The sequence below is a fragment of the Rhizobium sp. TAL182 genome (assembly GCF_002117725.1).
In the GTDB taxonomy this organism is placed as follows: Bacteria; Pseudomonadota; Alphaproteobacteria; order Rhizobiales; family Rhizobiaceae; genus Rhizobium; species Rhizobium esperanzae.
In genome coordinates, this window is record NZ_CP021027.1 from 134,129 (window position 1) to 154,538 (window position 20,410).

The window sequence follows — 20,410 nt, forward strand, 5'->3', positions numbered from 1 at the left end:
ATGGCCTCCTAGTTTTTCAGCGCTGCAGTTGGGAAGCCTCTAATGATGCGATGACTGGCTTCCACAAGCCTCGAACAGATTGACAGATTGTCTGATATACGTTAATGCTATTCCTGATCAAAGGCAAGGCAGCATCAGGGAAATCTGCCACGGTTCTAGTGGAGTTCCCGCACGGCAAATCAATCTAAAGATGCCTCCCAAGGCGAGGGGTGACGGGCTGCTTTCGATCGCAGCCCGTCACGGGAAGGGTGGGAGTGCTATGAGTGGGAGAGAACCTACGCCAACCGACCTTGGAGGCCGTTGAGTCGACACGGAGAAAAATGATTGTGCTGTAGGATGGCCCCACGATTTCGCCACACGCTGGTCCTCTTAACCTGCGCATCAGCATACTTCGGTTATGACGTATAAGAGAGGCACGCTCCAGGCTCAACACTCGGAGACGCAAAGACGTCGACGAGTTCTTTTGGCCTACTAAGCGAGGCGGTCGCGGCAAATATCAATGCGTCAGCCGCGCCTCGTCGCATTGAGTTGACTTTGCGCTCTTCTTAGCGGGTACGGACTCCGGGCGTCTGATTGGGCAAAAGAAGAGCTTAAGGACGAAACCTGATGATGGTCAAACAGCTTGTGCTGCCATAGGCGTGCTGTTGTCTGTGCCGCGCGAACGCGAAAAGCGCGATCAAATCGGAACGTGGCGGCGAGAGAAGATTAACAGGAAAGACCACATCAAACTCAACCGGGTGTCGGAATACCGATGCTTACGGCATTGCGGGCATGAGGCCTCAAAATGACGCCGGTCTCGACATGTGTCCGCCGAAAATCGCAAAAAGGAATTGACAGATTGTCGGACAAAAATTTTACTATATCGCCTGCGCATTGCTTGTTCGCGGGAGACGCAGCGACGGACCGGGAGTTATAAGTGCTAAACTTGGCCAAAAATGCACAAATTGTCGACCTTCTTAATCTGCCGGAAGCGGCGACCGGCGCGTGATACAAGCGTCTCTGACTCACAAGGCGTGTCATACTCCATCGACCGAGGTACTGGTTGAACGTGACAGTGACGCCAACATTTCTCCTGGGGAAAAAGTCTGTGTCTTGATAGGCGCGTCAAATCCTGTTGGTCTTTGTTTGGCGCGCTCATTTATAGAAAAAGGCTATCGGGTCGCCGTAGGCGACGCCAATCCCGCCGACTTCGCCTCCCTGGCTGAAGGCCAGGGAAACAATTTTTTACCGGTCAAAGTCAACCCGAACAGAGACGTTTACGTCAACTCAATGGCTGACCAGGTGTATTTGCGCTGGAGACGGGTCGACGTTCTGGTGAACATAGTTTTCCGCAGAAATGAAACAACCCAAACTGTAACGGGATTGCTATCCAGCGCGAATCTGGGGCTTGATGCCGTATCCAATCTAATCAGAGTTACAGGTGCCTTTAGCTCTCGACTTCAGGGCGCGGAGCTTGCCGTAGTGGACGTCGCATGGTTCGAAGAGACGACCTCGCTGGAAGCAGAAGCCGTCCTTCAAGCGGCGTTGCGCACTACTACCTCCGCAATTGCTAGGCAATATTTCGGTTCCGGGCTGAGGATAAATGCTGTACACGCCAGCGATGTGAACTCTACGTCTTCAAGCGAAAATGACGTGCTTCGAACAGTGATCCACGCCGTGCAATTCCTGGCGAATTCGGAACTGTCCGGAAAGCTGACAGGGAACGTGCTGGAGATCGATCCTCGGTGCAGATAGATCCACTCACACGTTCTGATCCGGCAAATCTGCAGGTATTAACCTTCCGTTAAGTTTCTCGAAAGACGCAATGGGTAAGAGGTCAAATCCTAACAACACGTAAAAAAGTTTCGATTGTTTTAGTGAAACTCTTATCCATGTTCGTTCAGGCTCAAACATTACTATTCCAAAAGCGAGGCCCCAGCACCGTTTGAGCCCTTTGGAGGTAAGTATGTTCGTCGATCGCCTGTTGTCCACCTTTACCATAAGAGCAAAGGTGTTATTGGTACTTGTACCCTTGATCCTGATATTGGCGGCAGTTGGTGGGGTCGGCTTAAAAGCAACTGGCTTGCTTCAGTCTCGTCTTCGGCTTTCAAATGAGGTTCTTCAGACCTTGAGCGGGTTTCGAAGTGTCGCGGAAAGCATGAACCGCTTTTTGGCGCAAAGCTCAACGGAGTACCGAGATGAGGCGCTGACAAGTTTAAACGGGCAGAGCGCAACCATGCAGTCGCTCCAGGAAGCGGCGGCAGGTAGCGGGAGCGAAACTGGTGCGCTCGAAAACAGTGTATCGGCAATGTCCGTTATCTCGGGCAGCATCGGCCGCATGTGGTCTTTGCATAATGACGAGGAATCCGTTCGCAGCGACATTGTTTCCAACTTGTCGAAGATCAAGGAGGTCGGAGGCGCCCTTAAATTGGCTGCGGTTGATGTGCGCTCACAAGTACGCAATCAGGAGAACTCCGGGAAAACCATGCTCCGGGAGGCTACCCGCTCACTCGATACGGCATCAGTTATGCAACACATGGCGGAAGACTTGGTGAGCTTGCCGGACGGAGCGAAGCAGCCTCCGACTGTCGCCCAGCAAGGGCTTGTGATCAAAAAGTCGCTAAAAACAGTCAAGCGGGTAGTCTCGACTGCTGACGAGCAGGCCGTTACTAAAATTGAGAGGACTATCGCCAAGCTAATCGCCAACCCCGAATTTGTCGACCCTTCCACACGGCTTGCCGGCTCTGACCTACAGAGCTTTGCGACGAACCTGCGAGTGGATGCGATCCAGCACATGATTGAAGGAACAAATGCGATCCGGGCGTTGGATAAAGCGTTGACGGATTCCGAAATGCTTGTTGCGACGGCGACAACGATCGGCCAGGACGCCGATTCGATCGAAATCGAAATCAATAACCTGTTCCGTACAGCCAACGCAGAGAATCAGCAGCGCCTCGTTGAGCAACTTACAAAATTGGCGCGTGACACCGTGGCAGTTGGAGGCGTTGCCAGCTCGATATCTGGCTTCGATAAAATGCAGGAAGATCTATTCGCCCAGGTGGATTCTATCCAAGAGAACACAGAGAAGCTGGTCAAGATAGCGGAAGCCCGCCAAGCGCAATATTCTGAGGCGGACAAAACCGGCCAGGAGATCTGGAAAAACCTCGTAACCTTTGCAGCAACTCAGGAAAACGATGCTCGCAATGAAAGCAATCTTGCCCGCTTGCTGTCAACTATCGCCACAGTGTCCGGCGTCTTGGTAGCCTTGGCGGCTGGCGCCGGCCTGATGGCGACACTTCGCGCCCCGATCGAACGGATCGCGAAGCGCATGCAAGAGCTGGCAAAGGGCGATCTTCGATCGCAGATTGTCGGACGTGACCGGAGAGACGAAATAGGTGAAATGGCTCGCGCACTCGAGGTTTTCCGTGAAAATGCTGTCTCGAAGATGGACATCGAGACACGAACGGAAGCCGATAGGAAAACCGTTGAACAGGAGCGGATGGATCGTGAACGCGAACGCGCTCAGATGGAGGAGGAGGTCGCAACTGCCGTCACCATTCTAGGAGAGGCGTTATCTCGATTGGCGCGTGGCGACATCTCTCAAGAAATTGACCGCCAATTCCATCCCAATCTTGAGCCGCTGAGGCGCGATTTCAATCACTCGCTTTCGATCCTGAGAGAGACAGTGTCTCATATCGACGAGAATACCAATCAAATTCAATGGGGAACCAGCGAGCTTTTCAAAGCCTCAGATGATCTGTCGCGGCGAACTGAATTGCAAGCCGCCTCACTGGAGGAGGCTGCGGCCGCCGTCGAACAGGTGACGGTCACGGTCAGAAAATCATCCGAGAATGCCTATGAAACCCAGGCTTTCGTGTCCGTTGTTAAAGAACACGCCGAGGGTGCGGCAACCATTGTGACCGATGCGATCAACGCAATGGGCAGAATAGAAGACGCGTCCCACAAGATCGGCCAAATCATTGGTTTGATCGATACGATTGCGTTCCAGACAAATCTTTTGGCACTAAATGCTGGTGTCGAGGCGGCTCGTGCTGGAGATGCCGGAAAGGGTTTTGCAGTCGTAGCCCAGGAAGTGCGCGAACTTGCCCAGAAATCATCAGCTGCAGCCCGCGAGATTCGCCACCTGATTTCGGAATCCTCTTCGGAGGTGGCGATCGGCTCAGATTACGTGGGGAAAGCAGGTGAGGCGTTACACAACATAACGGCGTCGATCTTGAAGATTTCCGATCGGATTGATCAAATCGTCAATTCGAGCCGCGAGCAAGCGGCGTCCCTCGCCGAGATCAACAATAACGTCAATGTACTTGACCAGGGAACACAACAAAACGCTGCCATGGCCGAGCAGACAAATGCCGCGGCAAAGACTCTCTCGGATCAGACTAACGAACTCAGCGAGCGGCTCGCTTCATTCAAATTGACCGAAGATAAGTCGACGCGTCGGGTTAGGTTAGTGGCGTAAGCTGCGCATCGAACGAGACTGCCACGCGTCGGATGGCCACTGTGATAGCGGCGTTCTACTGAAGGGAAATCCGCTTACGGAAGCGAAATCCGGCCTTAGGCTCTTGGTCTCCCTTTCGCCGCCCGTCTGACTGTAAAAAACCCACCTAGAGCCGATCAACCTTCAAGAGATCAACTGCTTTGCAATGCTCAGAGACACGAGAGGTATCAAATCCGTGCGCATACGTGAAATTACAAGAGCCATTATTCTAATCACCGGCTTGGTGATCCCTTCTGTAGCGGCCGCCGGTGGCCTTACGGAATTGCCGCGGGAGGAACGAAAAACCTACGAGTTGCTCGATCCAAAGTTGCCTACAGGTGAATCTGTCTTCCGCACGTTTAAGGCACAGCGAGCACCGCCGTGGAAAATTGGGTACGCATCGACATATGCTGACAATTCTTGGCGTGCGAGTATTCTTGATGAGTTCACAAACAAGATTGTTCCAGCTTTCAAGAAAGCGGGGCTGGTCTCCGAGTTCATCGTCACCCAGTCAAATCTTGAAGACGCTGTCCAGATCAGGCAGATGCGGCAGATGGTAGACGACGGCGTTGATGCAATTATTATCTGCTGTTCGAACCTCACGGCGCTTAATCCTACGATAGAGTATGCGTATTCAAAAGGAGTGCCTGTGTTCTCGTACTCTGGTTACGTAACATCGCCGTTCGCCGTCAACGCAACTGAGAACAACATGCAAGGCGGGTTTGAGGCGGCGAAGTGGCTCGCTGAAGAAATCGAAGGAAGTGGCAATGTGCTTCTCGTTTCGGGGATCTCCGGCTTTGCCTCCTCGGACAGCTTTGACGTCGGCGCAAAGAAGGCTCTGGAGTATTATCCCGAGATAAAGATCGTAGGTCATGTCGACGGGAAGTGGACAGACAAGGTCGCGCAGGCCGAGGTGCAAAAATTCCTTGCAGCGAATCCCGGTCGAATTGATGGTATTATCGTTCAGTCGGGAGCTGAGAATGGTGTTATCAACGCGGTGCGCCAGTCCGGGCGCGACATGATCCCAATCGTTCTAGGGGGCGAAGCTTCGGCAGCCTGTTACTGGCGACGGAACCCCGACTTCGTAAGCAAGAGTTTTCATTTCTGGCCGCCGCGCTCTGAGGCGGGTTTCGTATGGGACGTAATGATGCGAACTCTTGAGGGACAGGGCCCCAAAATTCAGACAATCCTGCGGCCAGCAATTCCCAGTACCATAGAGGATGTAATGGCGGATTTGCCAGCTGATTGCGATCCTAACTCTGAGGATTGGATCGAGCCGAAGAATACAGCTTGGTGGTCTGCCAGCGCTGCTGCTAAATATTTCGATAACCCAGCGGATCCGCTCTCCTGGAAGCCGGCCAATTGAAGATCGCATGCGGGGTCTGTGTGGAATGCGGTGCCTTCATGATCGGCTCTCGTGCAAGGTAGGCTGCGCTAAGGAATGACAGTTCAAATTGGGAAATGCCCGGGTCGCCTCAGGAGACATGAGACAAGCGATCCGGTTCCCCCGAACATATTTGCTCCGCGGTAGCATTCTTCCTCCGGCCCTCCTCTCGCCAAACGGGACAACATACTCATTGCGCCAATCAATCTACGTGCTGCCGCGAAGGTTGTTGCTTCGAATGTGAAAGCAAAGTTCATTTCCGATCGCACTATCCGGCTCAGGCCGACGCGCGGTTCGACGCCTTACTGACATATCTGCATCAATTTGTTGCTCGAATGATTTGGGTGGCGTTCCCGGAATTCCTGATCGGATGGATGATGCATCCTGTCTTGGCCCTCGGTAAGGAGCTTCACGATGAATTCGACTTTACAACCGCTTTGGCAACGCTCCTTTTTTCAGAAAAGGCGCAATCGCCGGAGAGACGAAGCGCTGCATCATGATACCTCAGCCGACCGAGGAGCGCTGCTTGAAGCATTGATCGGCGTGTTGCCCCTCCCAATTTTCTTCAAAGATCTGCACGGTCGCTATGTCGGTTGCAACAAGGTTTTCGAAGATCTCCTCGGTCGCTCGCGCGACGAGATCATCGGGAATACAGATTTTGATCTCAGTTCAACGCAACTGGCGGAAATTTATTCTATTGAAGAGAAAGGCCTTCTTGAAAGGGGTGGAGCCCAAGTCTCCGAGCGTAAGATCGCTCTCGCAAACGGCGCCATCCTGGATGTTGTCTGCAACAAGGCAGTTTTCAGAGGTCACGACGACGAGCCCGCGGGTCTGATTGGCGTTATCATCGACATAACCGAACACAAGTTGGCGGAGCAGGAACTCAAAAACGCTCTCGAACTAGCCCAAGGGATCGTCACCGCTATTCCAGACGTTCTGTTTGAGGTCGACGAGGATGGGCGATATCTTCAGGTCTGGACCAGAAATCCCGAACTACTAGCCCAGCAGCGGGAAATGCTACTGGGTAGGACGGTCGACCAAGTTCTTGCGCCTGATCAAGCGGCTATTGCAATGGAGGCGCTTCGAACTGCAAGCAGTGAAGGAGTTGCCTACGGTCGATGCATTAGCGTATCCTTGCCAAACGGCGAGACCCGATGGTTCGAGTTGTCGGTGGCTAGACGACCAAGCGCCGATCCTGACGCCGCCACCACGCTCCTGGCATTTTCGCGTGATGTCACGGAACGAAGGCAGGCGGAAGACGCCATCAACTCCGTGCGGACGCAATTGCTAAGTGTGCTGCAAACCATTCCTGACATGGTTTGGGTAAAGAATGTCGATGGCGTACACCTTTTGTGCAATCATGCATTTGAGCGGCTGACCGGGAAATCAGAGGCGGAGGTCGTTGGAAAAACGGACCTTGAATTGTTCGGGGCTGAGAGAGCTCACATTTCCGGAAAATCTGATGAGGCCACGATCGAAGCCGGTGGCATACTTATCGACGAGAATTGGGTGGTTTCCCCGGAGAACGGTCAGTCCATTCTTCTCGAAACACGTAAACTTGCGGTCCTCGGCGCCGGGGGAGAGGTTACAGGAGTCCTCGGGGTCTCTCGCGATGTCACGGAACTGAACGCCTCGCGGGAAAAAATCAGGCAAATGGCCTTTTACGATCCGGTGACTTCTTTGCCGAACCGCTTGCTGTTTAACGAGCGATTGCAAAAGGTCGTCAGTGACGCGTCGTCTCAACGTCGGCGGACAGGGGTAATGCTGATTGACATCGACCATTTCAAAGTCGTGAACGATACGATGGGTCACCCTGTGGGTGATCAACTACTCTGCCAGGTCGCTACCCGGCTTAAGAAATCTGTCCGCGATCTCGACACGGTTGCGCGTCTCGGCGGCGACGAGTTCGCGATTCTGTTGCCGGAAATCCAGACAACCGACGATCTCGATTGGGTTGCGTGCTCGATCCTCGAGAGATTCAAGGAATCTTTCCTATTGGATGGCAAGGAAGTCTACGTGTCATGCAGTGTAGGCATCGCGATCTCGCCCGACGACAGCACAGATGTCAACGATCTGGTGAAATACGCCGACTCTGCGATGTATCTTGCCAAACGCTCGGGGAGAAACAGTTTTCGCTTTTATTCGAAGGATTTGACTGTGGGCGTGGAGGAGCGCATGCAGTTGGAATCTGAATTGCGCCGCGCTATCGAGCGCGAAGAATTGGAGCTGCACTACCAGCCCAAGGTGCTTCTGGACAGCGGCGTTATGATAGGATCGGAAGCGTTGTTGAGATGGCCTCATCCCGAGATGGGCATGATTCCGCCGGTTCGATTCATTCCGGTCGCTGAGGATACCGGGCTGATCGTTGAACTCGGGCGATGGGTGCTGCGTGAAGCGTGCAAGACGGCGAAGGAGCTGAACGCCGATTGCCACCACCTGCACAAGATTGCAGTCAACCTTTCGGGTAAGCAATTCCAATGCTCACGGTTGGTAAACGAGATCGCTGCAATCCTCGGTGAAACCGGTTGCCGCGCGGAATGGATCGAAATCGAAATCACGGAGAGTCTGCTTCTCGATCGGAAGGGCGAGACCCTGCAGACGCTTCTTAAGCTGCGTCAAATGGGATTTTCGATTGCTATCGATGATTTTGGCACCGGTTACTCGGCGCTCAACTATCTAGCCCGCTTCCCGATCGACACGCTGAAGATCGATCGGTCATTCATAAATAGCTCGGACAAAAGGAACGAAGAATTGGTCAAAGCGATTCTGTCCATTGCACAATGTCTTGGACAGGACGTGGTGGCGGAAGGTGTTGAGACCGCCGAGCAGGCAGCATTTCTCGCAGCGAACGGATGCGGTTCGGCGCAAGGCTTCTTTTACAGCAAGGCCCTGCCGAAGATGGAATTGATCGCTCTTTGGGTGCGCGCGTCCGCCACCGGCTTCGTTTCAGATCGTTACGCCGCTTCGCGATGATGAGCGCGAATATGGGAAAAAGTCACCTGTCTGATGGACGGTGATGCGGTGCGCGCTGTGAGACAACTCAACTTGAGCCTCGTCAATCTCTGAATGTCTGCGGTTTTTCGCGGAACAGGGGGCAACGCTGGGTCAACGACCATGCGTTGTGCGGCCCCGCGAGCCGCATTCTCGAATGCTCTGCTCCTACTGCGCGGCATTCGGTAGGCCGGGGAAAACGCGGTACACCGGCTCCTAAAGCAAGGCAGTCGCTCTCGATATGGCTTTCTTCAAAAATATTTGACAGATTATCATACAATCTGCCAAAAATGTAGCCAAGCACCTGATGGGAGGAAAATCAGTGTCTCTTAGTATGCATCACCTGGCCAAGCTTCCGTATTTTTATCCGTTCGAATTTGGCGATGGAAAAATCACGGTACTGTCCGACGGGCCGTTAGAGCTAGGAGATCCTCGCCTGAACTTCTTGGGGGTAGAGCCACGCACGGTCAGCCTGATGCTAGAGGACAATTTCCTGCCAACGAACAAAGTTGTACTCGAGCAAAACGTGCCGCTTGTTGAGATAAATGGAAGAACAATTCTATTTGATACCGGGATGGGGTCTTCCAAAGCTTTCGGGCCCACCACAGGTCGGCTCCTAGCAAGCCTGAGAGAGGCAGGTCGAGATCCGACGGAGATCGATGCGGTGGTTCTGTCGCACGCCCATATCGATCATATCGGCGGTCTGTGCGATGCCAATGGAAGGTTAAATTTCCCGAACGCCGACATCTTCATCAGTGAGCGAGACTTCACGGACTGGACGGACGGGTCGTCGATCGATTCTTCATTTCAATTTCAAATCGATAACGCTCGGCGAAACCTGCTTCCCCACAAGGATCGGACCTTCTTTTTCAAAGACGGCGAGGAGTTCTTGCCGGGCGTTCACGCGATTTCGGCCCCCGGCCACACGCTCGGTCATCATTGTTTTATGCTGCAGTCGGGAAACGATCGCCTCTGTTTTCTCGGCGACCTTACGCACCATCATATCCTGTTGATGGAGAGGCCGATGATGGAATTCCGATACGACACGGACCCGAAGCTGTCAGCTAGATCCCGCACGCGCGTGCTTGATATGCTGGCGACAGATCGCATTGCGGTAATGTCCTATCACTTCGCATGGCCAGGTGCCGGGCATGTGGTGCGAAACGGAGACGGATTCCGCTATATCCCCTCTCCAATGCAGTTGCTTGCACATCGATAAGGAATCTCAAAGATGCAGATGCGTTCGGTAATCCTCAGGGAGTCGGGTCTGCCGAAGCCCTATTCAAATTCGAAACCTCTTAAGATTGAGCTTGTGGAACTGACGCCGCCTGGCCCCATGGAGGTGTTGGTCAAGATCAAGGCTGCCGGTGTCTGCCACTCTGACCTGTCCGCAATCAATGGGGACAGACCGCGTCCGCTTCCAGTCGCTCTAGGCCATGAGGCATCTGGCGTCGTCGCAGCAATCGGACCGAGTGTCGAGAAGGTTGAGGTTGGTGACCATGTAGTCATGTCATTTCTGCCGGTTTGTGGCCATTGCTCATATTGCGCTGAAGGCCGCGCCAGCCTCTGCGAACCGGGCTACCAGGCCAATGCTGCAGGAACGCTTCTATCCGGCGGCAAGCACATCCGTTTGAGAGGATACGAAATTAACCACCATAGCGGCGTTTCTGCGTTTTCCGAATATGCTGTCGTGTCGGCGAGCTCGGTAGTCAAAGTGACCAAAGATATCGATTTGGCGACAGCTGCTCTCTTCGGCTGTGCCGTTATGACCGGCGTTGGAGCTGTGATGAACACGTGTGGGGTCCGCCCAGGCCGTAGTGTGGCGGTAATCGGGCTCGGCGGCGTAGGCCTTTCGGCGATACTTGGCGCTGTTGCGAGCGGTGCAAGCGATATCGTGGCGATCGACCTAATCCAAGCGAAGCTGGATCTTGCCAAGGAGCTGGGAGCGACGAAGACTTTTTTGGCCACCTCGCCGAATATTGTTGCCCAAGTAAAAGGCGCGACAAGCGGCGGGGTAGACTACGCGATAGAGATGGCTGGATCCAAAAAGGCATTCGAGCTTGCATATGAGATTACCCGGCGCGGAGGGATGACCGCTACGGCCGGACTGGCCAGCGCAAATTCCCGTTTCGAGGTTTCGCCCTTGCCGTTGGTCGGAGAGGAGAGAACGATCAAGGGCAGCTATATGGGTTCCTGCGTGCCATCGCGCGACATACCCCGCTATATCGACCTTTACCTCAAAGGTAAGCTGCCAGTGGACAAATTGCTGTCGAGCACTGGCCCCCTTGATGAGATCAATGAGGTTTTCGACCGTCTTGACAGGGCCGAGATCAATCGACACCTAGTCTTGATGGACTGATGGCGGGGAGAATTCTCTTGAACGAGTGGACAGTGCTCGCCATCCATTACGGCACCGCGCAAAGACCAGTAAGTGACCTGATACTAGAGACGGATGACATTCATGATCGTCCATCACAAATCGACTACTTCGTGTGGCTGATCCGTCTCGAGGACCGATTAATTCTTGTTGACACTGGTTTCGAAGCCGGAGAGGGCGCGGCCAGAGGGCGGACCCTCTTGATCCATCCGGTGGCAGCACTGAGCAGCCTTGGCATCAAATCCAGCGAAATTACTGATGTCGTTGTGACACACCTGCACTACGATCACGCCGGAAACCTCCCGGCCTTTCCTAACGCCACTTTTCACATTCAGGATCGGGAGATGGCGTATGGAACGGGGCGGTGTATGTGCCATGAGCGAATGCGTCGGCCTTTTGCTACAGAAGGTGTCGTCGACGCGGTCCGGCTCGTTTTTCAGTCACGGGTACGGTTCCATGATGGGGATGGGGAAATTGTTCCTGGATGCAGGGTGCATCTGGTTGGCGGTCACTCGAAAGGTTTGCAAGTTGTTACGGTGGCAACAGGCGGCGCTTTGCTGGTTATCGCTTCCGACGCGCTTCATTTCCAGCACTATCTTGAAAATGACGGCGCGTTTCCCCTGTTTGCAGATTACCTAGAGGTAATCGAGGGTTACAACAAGCTCCGCGTCCTTGCCGGAGCAAACGGACTCATCATTCCGGGTCATGACCCTGAGGTGCTACAGAAATTTTCTCCCCTTGCGCCAGACCTCCAGTTCGCTAGAGTTCTCCTGTGACCCACAATAAACCGATTGAAATTTTTGCTGTTTGCAGACAATCGGGTTGTCCTACGAAACGCTCCGGCAGTATATTGATTCTGTGCGTCACTAGAAATTTCATCGAAGGTTTGTTGTGAATGGGAACGATCGACCTCCAGATTACACGTCAAAACGCCTCTCTTCGAATCCTTGTTGAGGATAAGCTCCGGCAGGCTATTTCAAGTGGCCGTTTCAAGCCCGGGCAGCGGCTGGTGGAGCGCGAGTTGTGCGAACTCATCGGGGTTGGCCGAACTTCAGTTCGCGAGGCGCTGCGCCAGTTAGAAGCTGAAGGGCTTATTACTAGCTATCCGCATCGGGGGCCGGTTGTCAGCACTATCAGCTACGAGGAGGCTAGGCAGCTTTATAGTGTACGCGCGCTGCTTGAAAGCTTTGCCGGCCAGGAGTTCGCCGAGAACGGTTCGAATGAAGAGATCGTTGCTCTCCTCGAGACCGTGGAAGCGTTCGAAGCCGCAGCCAAGAGCGGTTCCGGAACGCGGATCATCGAAGCCAAGACCGCTTTTTACGATTGTTTGATGACCGGCAGCAAGAACGTGTTTGTGAAGCAAATGCTCACGTCGTTGCACAACCGGGTCACATTGTTGCGGATGACATCGATGACCCAGCCAGGGCGGCTGCAGAACAGCGTTTTCGAGATAAGAGAGATTGCGGCCGCTATTGCGTTGCGTGATGGCGACAGGGCAGCCGCGCTTTGCAAGCGCCATATCGAAATCGCGGCTAAGGTGGCGTTGGACTACTTGAGCAAGAACCCCGTCGAAACCTCCGAGTAGTTCCACAAAACGAAGTTCAGGCGACGGCTAAGGTTGACAGATTGTCTGAAAATCTGCTTACCTCTCTTATGGGAGGTGAGACACAGGAAGTGCGGCTTCCCAACAACATCATTTTGTTAGGGAGGACGTATGGGCGCCCATGCCGAGCTGATTAAACGCGTAACCCTGGCGATCGAAGATCCGGAGCTACCGCGACTGACCCCAGGTCTTACAACACGGATCTCGTTGCAAGTTGGACCAGAAAAGTCATCACTTGCTGTGGGAGGCGGGATAGTCGCACTGGACGGCGCGGACGAAAATGCTGACGTCATACTGAGTGCCCCAGAAGGAGCTTGGGAAAAGGTTATGCAGGTGCCGCCGCCGGCAACCTACCATTCGTTCACCGCCTTTCAACTCGCTAACCCTGAGTTCACGTTATCTGGTTCGCCCGTAGCAATCGCTCAAGCGCGTCCCGCTCTGGAGCGACTGTTCGAGATCGTCGTAGCGTCTCCGCCCCTAGTTGCGCCGAAGGTCGATCGAAATATTGAACAGGTCACCGGACGCTATAAGCGGGTAGAGGTCGGCGGCGTAGAACACGATATCTTTTACGAGGAAGCCGGTGCAGGAACTCCTATCCTTTTCCTCCATACGGCTGGCGCAGACGGCCGTCAGTTTCTACCGCAACTCTCCGACACTGGGTTTGCGCGTACGAACCGATTGATCTCAGTTGATCTGCCGTTTCACGGACGTTCGATGCCTCCTTTAACTTGGGACGGCTCGCCCTATCAACTCACAACGGATCTCTACCTGACCTGGTGCACGGCGATACTCGACCAGCTCGTCGGAGACAGAGCTATCGTCGTTGGAGGATCTATGGGCGCGGCGATGTGCATGGTGCTGGCGGCGGAGCGACCGGAACGTCTAATGGGTGTAATTGCGGTCGAGCCGCCGTTGAAGTCAAAGGGCCGTCGCAACCCCTTTCAACACAACGTCAACGTTCATGGGTCGCTTCATAACTCAGCCTATGTCCGCGGAATCATGAGCCCGCTCAGCCCGCAAGAAGAGCGACGCCGCGCCAGTTGGATCTACTCGCAGGGTGCTCCTGGAGTTTATCCCGGCGATCTTTCGTTCTACAGCGACGAGTTCGACGGTGCCGTCGTCGGTCCGAAGATTGATGCCAAGCGAACACCGACCGTTCTTCTCTCCGGGACCTATGACTACTCTGCGACGCCTGCAGACGGAGCAGCGCTAGCGGCCCTCATTCCTGGCAGCCGTCATGTCGTTATGGAGGGGCTTGGGCACTTTCCGATGTGCGAAAATCCTGACTATTTCCGGAGCTTCTTGCAAGACGCTATTCGGTTCGTCGAAGATAACGGCTGATCACAAAGCAACCGCGTTGGCCATTTACCGATCGTGTCCCAGTACGTGGCGTAGGTGATGGTAGGGAGTAAAGCCGAGCGCCCGCGCGCTTCTCGTTGCGCTGTAGCGGGTGATCGGCTTTGCGGGCGGCCATCAGTGTTTTTCCGCTAGGGTCGGGTTGTTCAAGACCAACCTGACGGAAAGATCACCGATGACCAATGACATGATGAACGTGCGCTCCCTTGTTGAGAAGAGTGCCGATGCAGATTTGTTGCGTGAGATGATCGGCCTTGCTGCCGAGCGGCTGATGGAGCTGGAAGTAGGCTCGGCTACGGGTGCAGACTTCGGTGTGAAGAACTCGATGCGGCTCGCACAACGCAATGGCTACCGTGACCGCGATTGGGAGACGCGGGCTGGCACCGTCGAGCTTCGCATTCCGAAGCTGCGCAAAGGCAGCTACTTTCCGAGCTTCCTTGAACCGCGTCGGATGGCAGAGAAAGCTCTGACGGCCGTTATCCAGGAAGCGTATATCCAGGGAATCTCGACTCGTTCTGTCGACGACTTGGTCAAGGCCATGGGTATGAGCGGCATCTCCAAAAGCCAGGTGAGCCGCCTATGCGAAGAGATCGACGTCAAAGTGAAGGCGTTCCTCGACAGGCCGATTGAAGGTGAGTGGCGGTACGTCTGGGTGGACGCGACCTATCTCAAGGTCCGGCGTGGCGGCCGCATCGTCTCAGTCGCCGTCATTATCGCGGTCGGCGTCAACAGTGACGGTCGGCGCGAGGTCCTGGGTATGGAAGTTGGCACCTCGGAGGCCGAACCGATCTGGACGGAATTCCTGCGCAGGCTGACACGTCGAGGATTACGTGGTGTGAACCTTGTTGTCTCCGATGCGCACGAAGGTCTCAAGGCCGCCGTCACCAAGGTTCTCAATGCCACTTGGCAAAGGTGCCGGGTTCACTTCATGAGGAACGTGCTCGCGCATGCTGGAAAGAGCGGCAGGCGGGTCGTATCCGCCTTCATCGCGACGGCCTTTGCCCAGGAGACCCCGGAGGCAGCAAGCGCACAATGGCGCAGTGTCGCCGATCAAATCAGGCCGAAAGTGCCGAAGCTTGCCACCATCATGGACGACGCTGAAGAGGACGTGCTCGCCTACATGACCTTCCCGAAAGAGTACCGGGCAAAGCTACACTCGACGAATCCAATTGAGCGTCTCAACGGCGAAATCAAGCGACGCACCGAGGTCGCCGGCATCTTTCCGAACGACGAAGCCATCGTCCGTCTCGTCGGTGCATTGCTGCTCGAACAGAATGACGAATGGGCCGTTCAACGCGCCAGGTATATGACGCTTGAGACCATGGCCCAAATGAGCGATGATCCCCAAATCAGCCTGCCCCGCTGTGGCACGCTGATATCCCCTTCCGACCCATGTCGGGAAAGCACGGCCATCAGCCGCGACCTACACCACCTCCCGGGACACGATCGTATCACCTTGTATTCCGGACTAAACTTATGCCGACAGCGTTGCGATAGAGGGCATTCGGAACCAGCATGCGGCTATTCCGGAAGGTCGGCACTCGCATGACGTCATCTGACCGACATCGTGGGGTTATTCGACAAAAATTGCGAAATGTCCTTGATCCAGTTTCCGCTGTTAGATCTAGTTGTCGCCGGCAGTCCTTCTCCTTCTCTATCATATTTGCTGGAGCGTGCCGCAAGTCCGACAAGAGCTGCGCCTAGGCCAACAGCTCTGTGCTGTCATTGACGGGTTAGGAACACGTCAATGATCAACGAGGCTGGAGCCTTATACCCGGTGTTCCTGCCTCAAATGTAAGGGCATGACGAGTGCCGCCCTTTCCTTCACTTGACCAGGTGGTTTCCGATCGAGGAGCCGCCATCGACCGTCAGAATGCTACCGGTCGCGAACCTCGAACGATCGGACGCAAGAAAAAGCATTGCTTCAGCAATCTCTTCAGCTGTCCCCATCCGATCCATGACGGCACGGGCGTTGAAATCGCTGCGAAGCTTCGCGGGGTCCTTCGCTTCGGCGAAGATTTTCGTGAAGTAAGGAGAGTCGATTGTCCCTGGAGCGACCGCGTTGACACGAATTCCCTCTTTCGCATGATCCATGGCCATCGCGCGCGTCAGCGAAGATATTGCTCCTTTCGATGCTACGTAGGCAGTCCTGTCCGCGATTGCTGAGGTTGCGGTGTAGGAAGTCGTATTGATGATCGAACCTCCGCCGTTCCGTCGCATAACAGGAATGACGTACTTTGAGCAAAGGAAGATCCCTTTGACGTTTACGGACATAATCCGGTCCCAAGTTTCTTCAGGAATGGTCACCACATTCCCCGTCGTTCCGAACCCGGCATTATTGACGAGCACGTCGACCCGGCCCCACTTTGCGGTCGTCTTCTCAACCATGCTTTCCGCGTCCTTGGCGGACGAGACGTCGACGCGAACACCGAAAGCCTTCGAGCCGATCTCGTTCGCCACACGAACCGCGGCGTCTTCATTGACATCAGCAACAACCACATAGGCGCCGTTCTTTGCGAAAAGCTCGGCGGTCGCACGACCAATGCCGCTGCCGCCCCCTGTGACGATACAAACCCTTTGATTCAAATCCATCGACCATCTCCTCATTTTTGGGTGCCTTAGAAGACATTTTAGCAGACAATCTGTCAATTGTGAAAATCCGGTTGACAGATTGTCTGCTGATCTGTTTATCTAGGCTCGATCGAATTTGGCCGTGGGAGGACAATATGGCCGATACCAGCACTGAGGCGCAGTTGGCTTTTAAGGCAGCTATGCGTCGGTTCACATCAACCATCTGCTTGATCACGACCGAACTCAACGGGGTCCGTCATGGCATGGCCGCCACCGCGGTCCAGTCGGTTACCGCGGACCCACCAACTGTTCTTGTCTGCATCAACCAATCGGCTTCGGTGAATCAGCCTTTGAAGATCTCCGGGAAGTTCGCCGTGAACATGCTGCATCTTTCACATGCCGATCTTGTGCCGCTGTTCAGTGGGCAATTGAAGGGTGAAGAGCGCTTTCATTACGGCGAGTGGCTGTCTCTCGACGGCATGCCGGTCCTGTCCGATGCGCAGGCGGCGTTTGTCTGCAAGCTAAAAGATGTCGTTCACGTTGGAACGCATGATGTTGTGCTCGGAGAAGTGCTCGAAGCACGGTTCATCGAGTCAATCGCGCCGCTTCTCTACGAAAACGGTCAACTCGTCAGGTCGTCGTCCATCAGTGGATCGGCCGCATAGTAGGTGGCTTTAACCACCAATCACATCACTCATCGAAAGCCCAAGGGCGGCAAGGAGAAAAGCGTGAGCAATATGGCACCCGCAAGAGAAATTCATGGACGTGAAGTCACAGAGCGCTTTGAGCGCGGACTAAAGACCCGGCGTGAAGTCTTGGGGGGGGCCTATGTTGATGCGTCGGTCAGCAAAGCCACCGACTTCAATTGGCCGATGCAAACCCTCGTCACGGAATACTGCTGGGACGCAATTTGGAATCGGCCGGGCCTGGAGCGCAAGCAGCGCAGCATCCTCAATCTCGGGATGATTTCGGCCCTCAATCGTCCGCATGAGCTGAAACTGCATGTTCGCGGAGCAATCAACAACGGTCTTACCAAAGAGGAAATTCGGGAGGTTTTCCTCCAGGTTTCGATTTACTGCGGTGTTCCTGCGGCCATCGACAGCTTCCGCGTGGCAGCGGAAGTTTTCGACGAGATGGGCATCTAGTTATTCAACGCATTTGAGTGGGCTGAGCATCATCCGTTGCCGGCCCGAGGAGGGACTACAGTGACCGCACAAGACGATTTCCGCGCTGCCGGAAACCCAATGTTCAATGATAACAAGCTCAAGCTCGGCGTATTTGGCACGAATTGCTCGAATGCATGCGCGATTACGCTCGCTGAGACAACGTTCGAACCTACCTTCGACCACAACGTCGAGATTGCAAAGAAGCTTGAGGCAGCCGGTTGGGAATGCATGGTGCCGATTGCACGCTGGCGTGGTTTTGGCGGTCCTTCAAACTTCAATGGCGTGAACATGGATACGTTCACCTGGGCGGCCGCTCTCGCGGCGGTCACCACGAAGCTCCAGTTCTTCTCAACGACTCACATTCCGACGCTAAACCCGATTGTTGCAACCAAGATGGCGACAACAATCGATCACATCTCGAAGGGTCGATACGGCCTCAATCTCGTTACCGGCTGGTTCACTCCCGAAATGGAAATGTTCGGAGTTCCTATGATGGAGCACGACACCCGCTATGAATACGCCACTGAATGGATGGATATCGTCGAGACGCTCTGGAAACGCAATGGCGTTACCTTCGAAGGCGAGTTCCTCAAAGTCAAAGACGCCTTCAGTGAACCCAAACCCTACAACAAGGCGGGTCGCCCGCTCCTGATCTGCGCCGGCGCCTCGGGCAAGGGACTGCATTTCACCGCCAAGTTCTGCGACTTCAACTTCGGCTTCATGCAAGACATGGAATCCGGCGCTGCCTGGGTCAAAAAGGTGAAGGACCTGGCGCGTAATGAATATAACCGTGATCTTGGCACATTCACAGCTTGCCCCGTTATCGTTCGCGAAACGGAGAAGGAAGCAAAGGAATACTACGACTACTACGTCAACCAGAAGGGTGACTGGGAGGCATGCGAGAACATCTGTGAAGTTCTGCAGGTGCAATCTCAAAACCATTCTGCCGAAATGTATCAAAAATTCAAGGAACGCTTCGTCGCTGGCTGGGGTGGATACCCGATCGTCGGCAATCCAGAACAAGTCGCCGACAAGCTCGTGGATCTCAGCAATACAGGCGTCAACGGCGCCTTGCTGACAATGGTCGATTACAACGAGGAACTTCCCTTCTTTAACGACCGTGTCATGCCGCTGCTCAAGCAAGCCGGTCTGCGCAACTGAACCAGTCCTCGGGACGGCGATTGCTGTCCCGACACGAACTCTGCCAGATTCTGGCAGGATTTTCGCGGCTGGCGGCCAAAGGGGCCGGCGGTTGAGCGGAACCACAAGGGGAGGAGGCCCTGAATGCTGAAGAAAATCGTTGCAGCGCTTTTTACGCTGTCGAGCCTTTATCACATGAACGGCGTGGCGAAGGCTGACGGCCTCGATTCGTTGCCGCCGGACCAAAAGGCGCTTTACGAGAATATCGATCCCGCCATTCCGCTCGGGGGGACGGTGTACAAGGATTTTGTTCCAAAACGTCCACCGCCGTGGAAAATTGGTTATGCATCCACATATGCCGGTAATACCTGGCGCGCGAACATCCTGGACGAATTCACCAACGTATTGCTTCCGAAATATAAGGAAGCAGGCCTAGTCTCCGATCTAATCGTCACGCAGTCTGACCTCAAAGACGCTGTCCAAATCCAGCAGATGCGGCAGATGGTTGACGACGGTGTTGATGCGATCGTCATTTGCTGCTCGAACATTACCGCACTTAACAAGACCATAGAGTATGCTCATTCGAAAGGCGTGCCAGTCTTCTCAGTCTCGGGCTATGTCACATCACCCTACGCAATCAATGCCACAGAGAATAACACCGACGGTGGTTACAAGGCTGCTGAATGGCTTGCCAAGGAAATCGGTGAAAAAGGCAACGTCCTGATGGTATCGGGCATCCCCGGTTTCGCATCATCGGACAGCTTCGACATCGGCGCGAAGAACGCGTTCGATAAATTCCCCGGTATCAAAATTGTAGGCACGATAGCTGGCAAATGGACCGACCAGGTCGCCCAGGTTGAGGTTCAGAAGTTTCTTGCCACCAATCTTGCTGAGGTTAATGGCATTCTCGTTCAGTCCGCTTCAGAAAACGGTGTCGTGAACGCAGTACAGCAATCCGGCCGCGACATGATGCCTATCGTGCTCGGGGGTGAGGCTTCCGCAGCCTGCTACTGGCGTAAGAACCCTGATTTCATAAGCAAGAGCTTCCATTTCTGGCCGCCGCGGTCTGATGCCCGCCTTGTGTGGGACGTCATGATGCGAACGCTCGAAGGCCAGGGACCAAAGATCCAGTCGATTCTTCGTCCTGCGCTTCCTTACACCATTGATGACGTGAAGGAAGTGCTGAAGGAAGATTGCGATCCCAATTCCACGGATTGGATCGAGCCGAAGAACAGCGGCTGGTGGCCTGCAGACGTCGCTGCAAACTACTTCGAACGTCCTGAAGATCCGTTAGCTTGGCGGCCGAAGAAGTAATGAATGTTCTCCGGAAGGAGACCTCCCAGCC

At 54.4% G+C, this 20,410-nt stretch carries 14 protein-coding genes and 1 pseudogene; 14 read left to right on the forward strand and 1 reads right to left on the reverse strand.

Annotated elements, in window-relative coordinates; all coding sequences use genetic code 11:
- Positions 1-984 precede the first annotated feature (984 nt).
- From Tal182_RS25085 to Tal182_RS25135, 10 genes and pseudogenes are all read left to right on the forward strand, one after another.
- Positions 985-1,734, forward strand: coding sequence for an SDR family oxidoreductase (locus Tal182_RS25085; RefSeq protein ID WP_016737426.1), 750 nt, complete (start codon positions 985-987; stop codon positions 1,732-1,734).
- 211 nt (positions 1,735-1,945) lie between these two features.
- Complete coding sequence (locus Tal182_RS25090; RefSeq protein ID WP_008534365.1) at positions 1,946-4,459, forward strand: HAMP domain-containing methyl-accepting chemotaxis protein; 2,514 nt, start codon at positions 1,946-1,948, stop codon at positions 4,457-4,459.
- Positions 4,460-4,643: 184 nt separating this feature from the next.
- Positions 4,644-5,843 (forward strand): ABC transporter substrate-binding protein, encoded by a 1,200-nt coding sequence (locus Tal182_RS25095; protein ID WP_016737427.1) that lies wholly within the window; start codon positions 4,644-4,646, stop codon positions 5,841-5,843.
- A gap of 432 nt (positions 5,844-6,275) precedes the next feature.
- Positions 6,276-8,834 (forward strand): EAL domain-containing protein, encoded by a 2,559-nt coding sequence (locus Tal182_RS25100; protein WP_004673285.1) that lies wholly within the window; start codon positions 6,276-6,278, stop codon positions 8,832-8,834.
- Positions 8,835-9,174: 340 nt separating this feature from the next.
- Positions 9,175-10,071 carry an MBL fold metallo-hydrolase gene (locus tag Tal182_RS25110; RefSeq protein WP_237350508.1) on the forward strand — a complete coding sequence of 299 codons (897 nt, stop codon included), beginning with the start codon at positions 9,175-9,177 and terminating at the stop codon, positions 10,069-10,071.
- 12 nt (positions 10,072-10,083) lie between these two features.
- Positions 10,084-11,211, forward strand: a complete 1,128-nt coding sequence (locus Tal182_RS25115; protein ID WP_004673287.1) for a zinc-dependent alcohol dehydrogenase family protein — start codon at positions 10,084-10,086, stop codon at positions 11,209-11,211.
- Positions 11,211-12,005 carry an N-acyl homoserine lactonase family protein gene (locus tag Tal182_RS25120; protein WP_016737429.1) on the forward strand — a complete coding sequence of 265 codons (795 nt, stop codon included), beginning with the start codon at positions 11,211-11,213 and terminating at the stop codon, positions 12,003-12,005. The genes Tal182_RS25115 and Tal182_RS25120 overlap by 1 nt, the downstream gene beginning before the upstream one ends.
- A gap of 119 nt (positions 12,006-12,124) precedes the next feature.
- On the forward strand, positions 12,125-12,814 hold the full coding sequence (locus Tal182_RS25125; protein WP_016737430.1) for a GntR family transcriptional regulator: 690 nt from the start codon (positions 12,125-12,127) through the stop codon (positions 12,812-12,814).
- Positions 12,815-12,943: 129 nt separating this feature from the next.
- Positions 12,944-14,173 carry an alpha/beta hydrolase gene (locus Tal182_RS25130; RefSeq protein WP_008534369.1) on the forward strand — a complete coding sequence of 410 codons (1,230 nt, stop codon included), beginning with the start codon at positions 12,944-12,946 and terminating at the stop codon, positions 14,171-14,173.
- A gap of 190 nt (positions 14,174-14,363) precedes the next feature.
- Positions 14,364-15,548 (forward strand): annotated as a pseudogene (locus Tal182_RS25135) (IS256 family transposase); the annotation flags it as partial.
- A 464-nt stretch (positions 15,549-16,012) separates the two neighbouring features.
- On the opposite strand, the gene Tal182_RS25140 reads toward Tal182_RS25135, so the two are convergent.
- A complete protein-coding gene (locus Tal182_RS25140) occupies positions 16,013-16,780 on the reverse strand; it encodes an SDR family oxidoreductase (RefSeq protein WP_004671535.1) in 768 nt (255 codons plus the stop codon).
- A 134-nt stretch (positions 16,781-16,914) separates the two neighbouring features.
- Between Tal182_RS25140 and Tal182_RS25145 the strand changes: the two genes are divergently transcribed.
- From Tal182_RS25145 to Tal182_RS25160, 4 genes are all read left to right on the forward strand, one after another.
- Positions 16,915-17,424: a flavin reductase family protein gene (locus Tal182_RS25145; protein ID WP_008534378.1), complete on the forward strand. Its 510-nt coding sequence runs from the start codon at positions 16,915-16,917 to the stop codon at positions 17,422-17,424.
- Positions 17,425-17,496: 72 nt separating this feature from the next.
- Positions 17,497-17,904, forward strand: coding sequence for a carboxymuconolactone decarboxylase family protein (locus Tal182_RS25150; protein ID WP_008534380.1), 408 nt, complete (start codon positions 17,497-17,499; stop codon positions 17,902-17,904).
- A gap of 60 nt (positions 17,905-17,964) precedes the next feature.
- A complete protein-coding gene (locus Tal182_RS25155; RefSeq protein WP_016737431.1) occupies positions 17,965-19,086 on the forward strand; it encodes an LLM class flavin-dependent oxidoreductase in 1,122 nt (373 codons plus the stop codon).
- Positions 19,087-19,209: 123 nt separating this feature from the next.
- On the forward strand, positions 19,210-20,379 hold the full coding sequence (locus tag Tal182_RS25160) for an ABC transporter substrate-binding protein (RefSeq protein WP_016737432.1): 1,170 nt from the start codon (positions 19,210-19,212) through the stop codon (positions 20,377-20,379).
- Positions 20,380-20,410 lie beyond the last annotated feature (31 nt).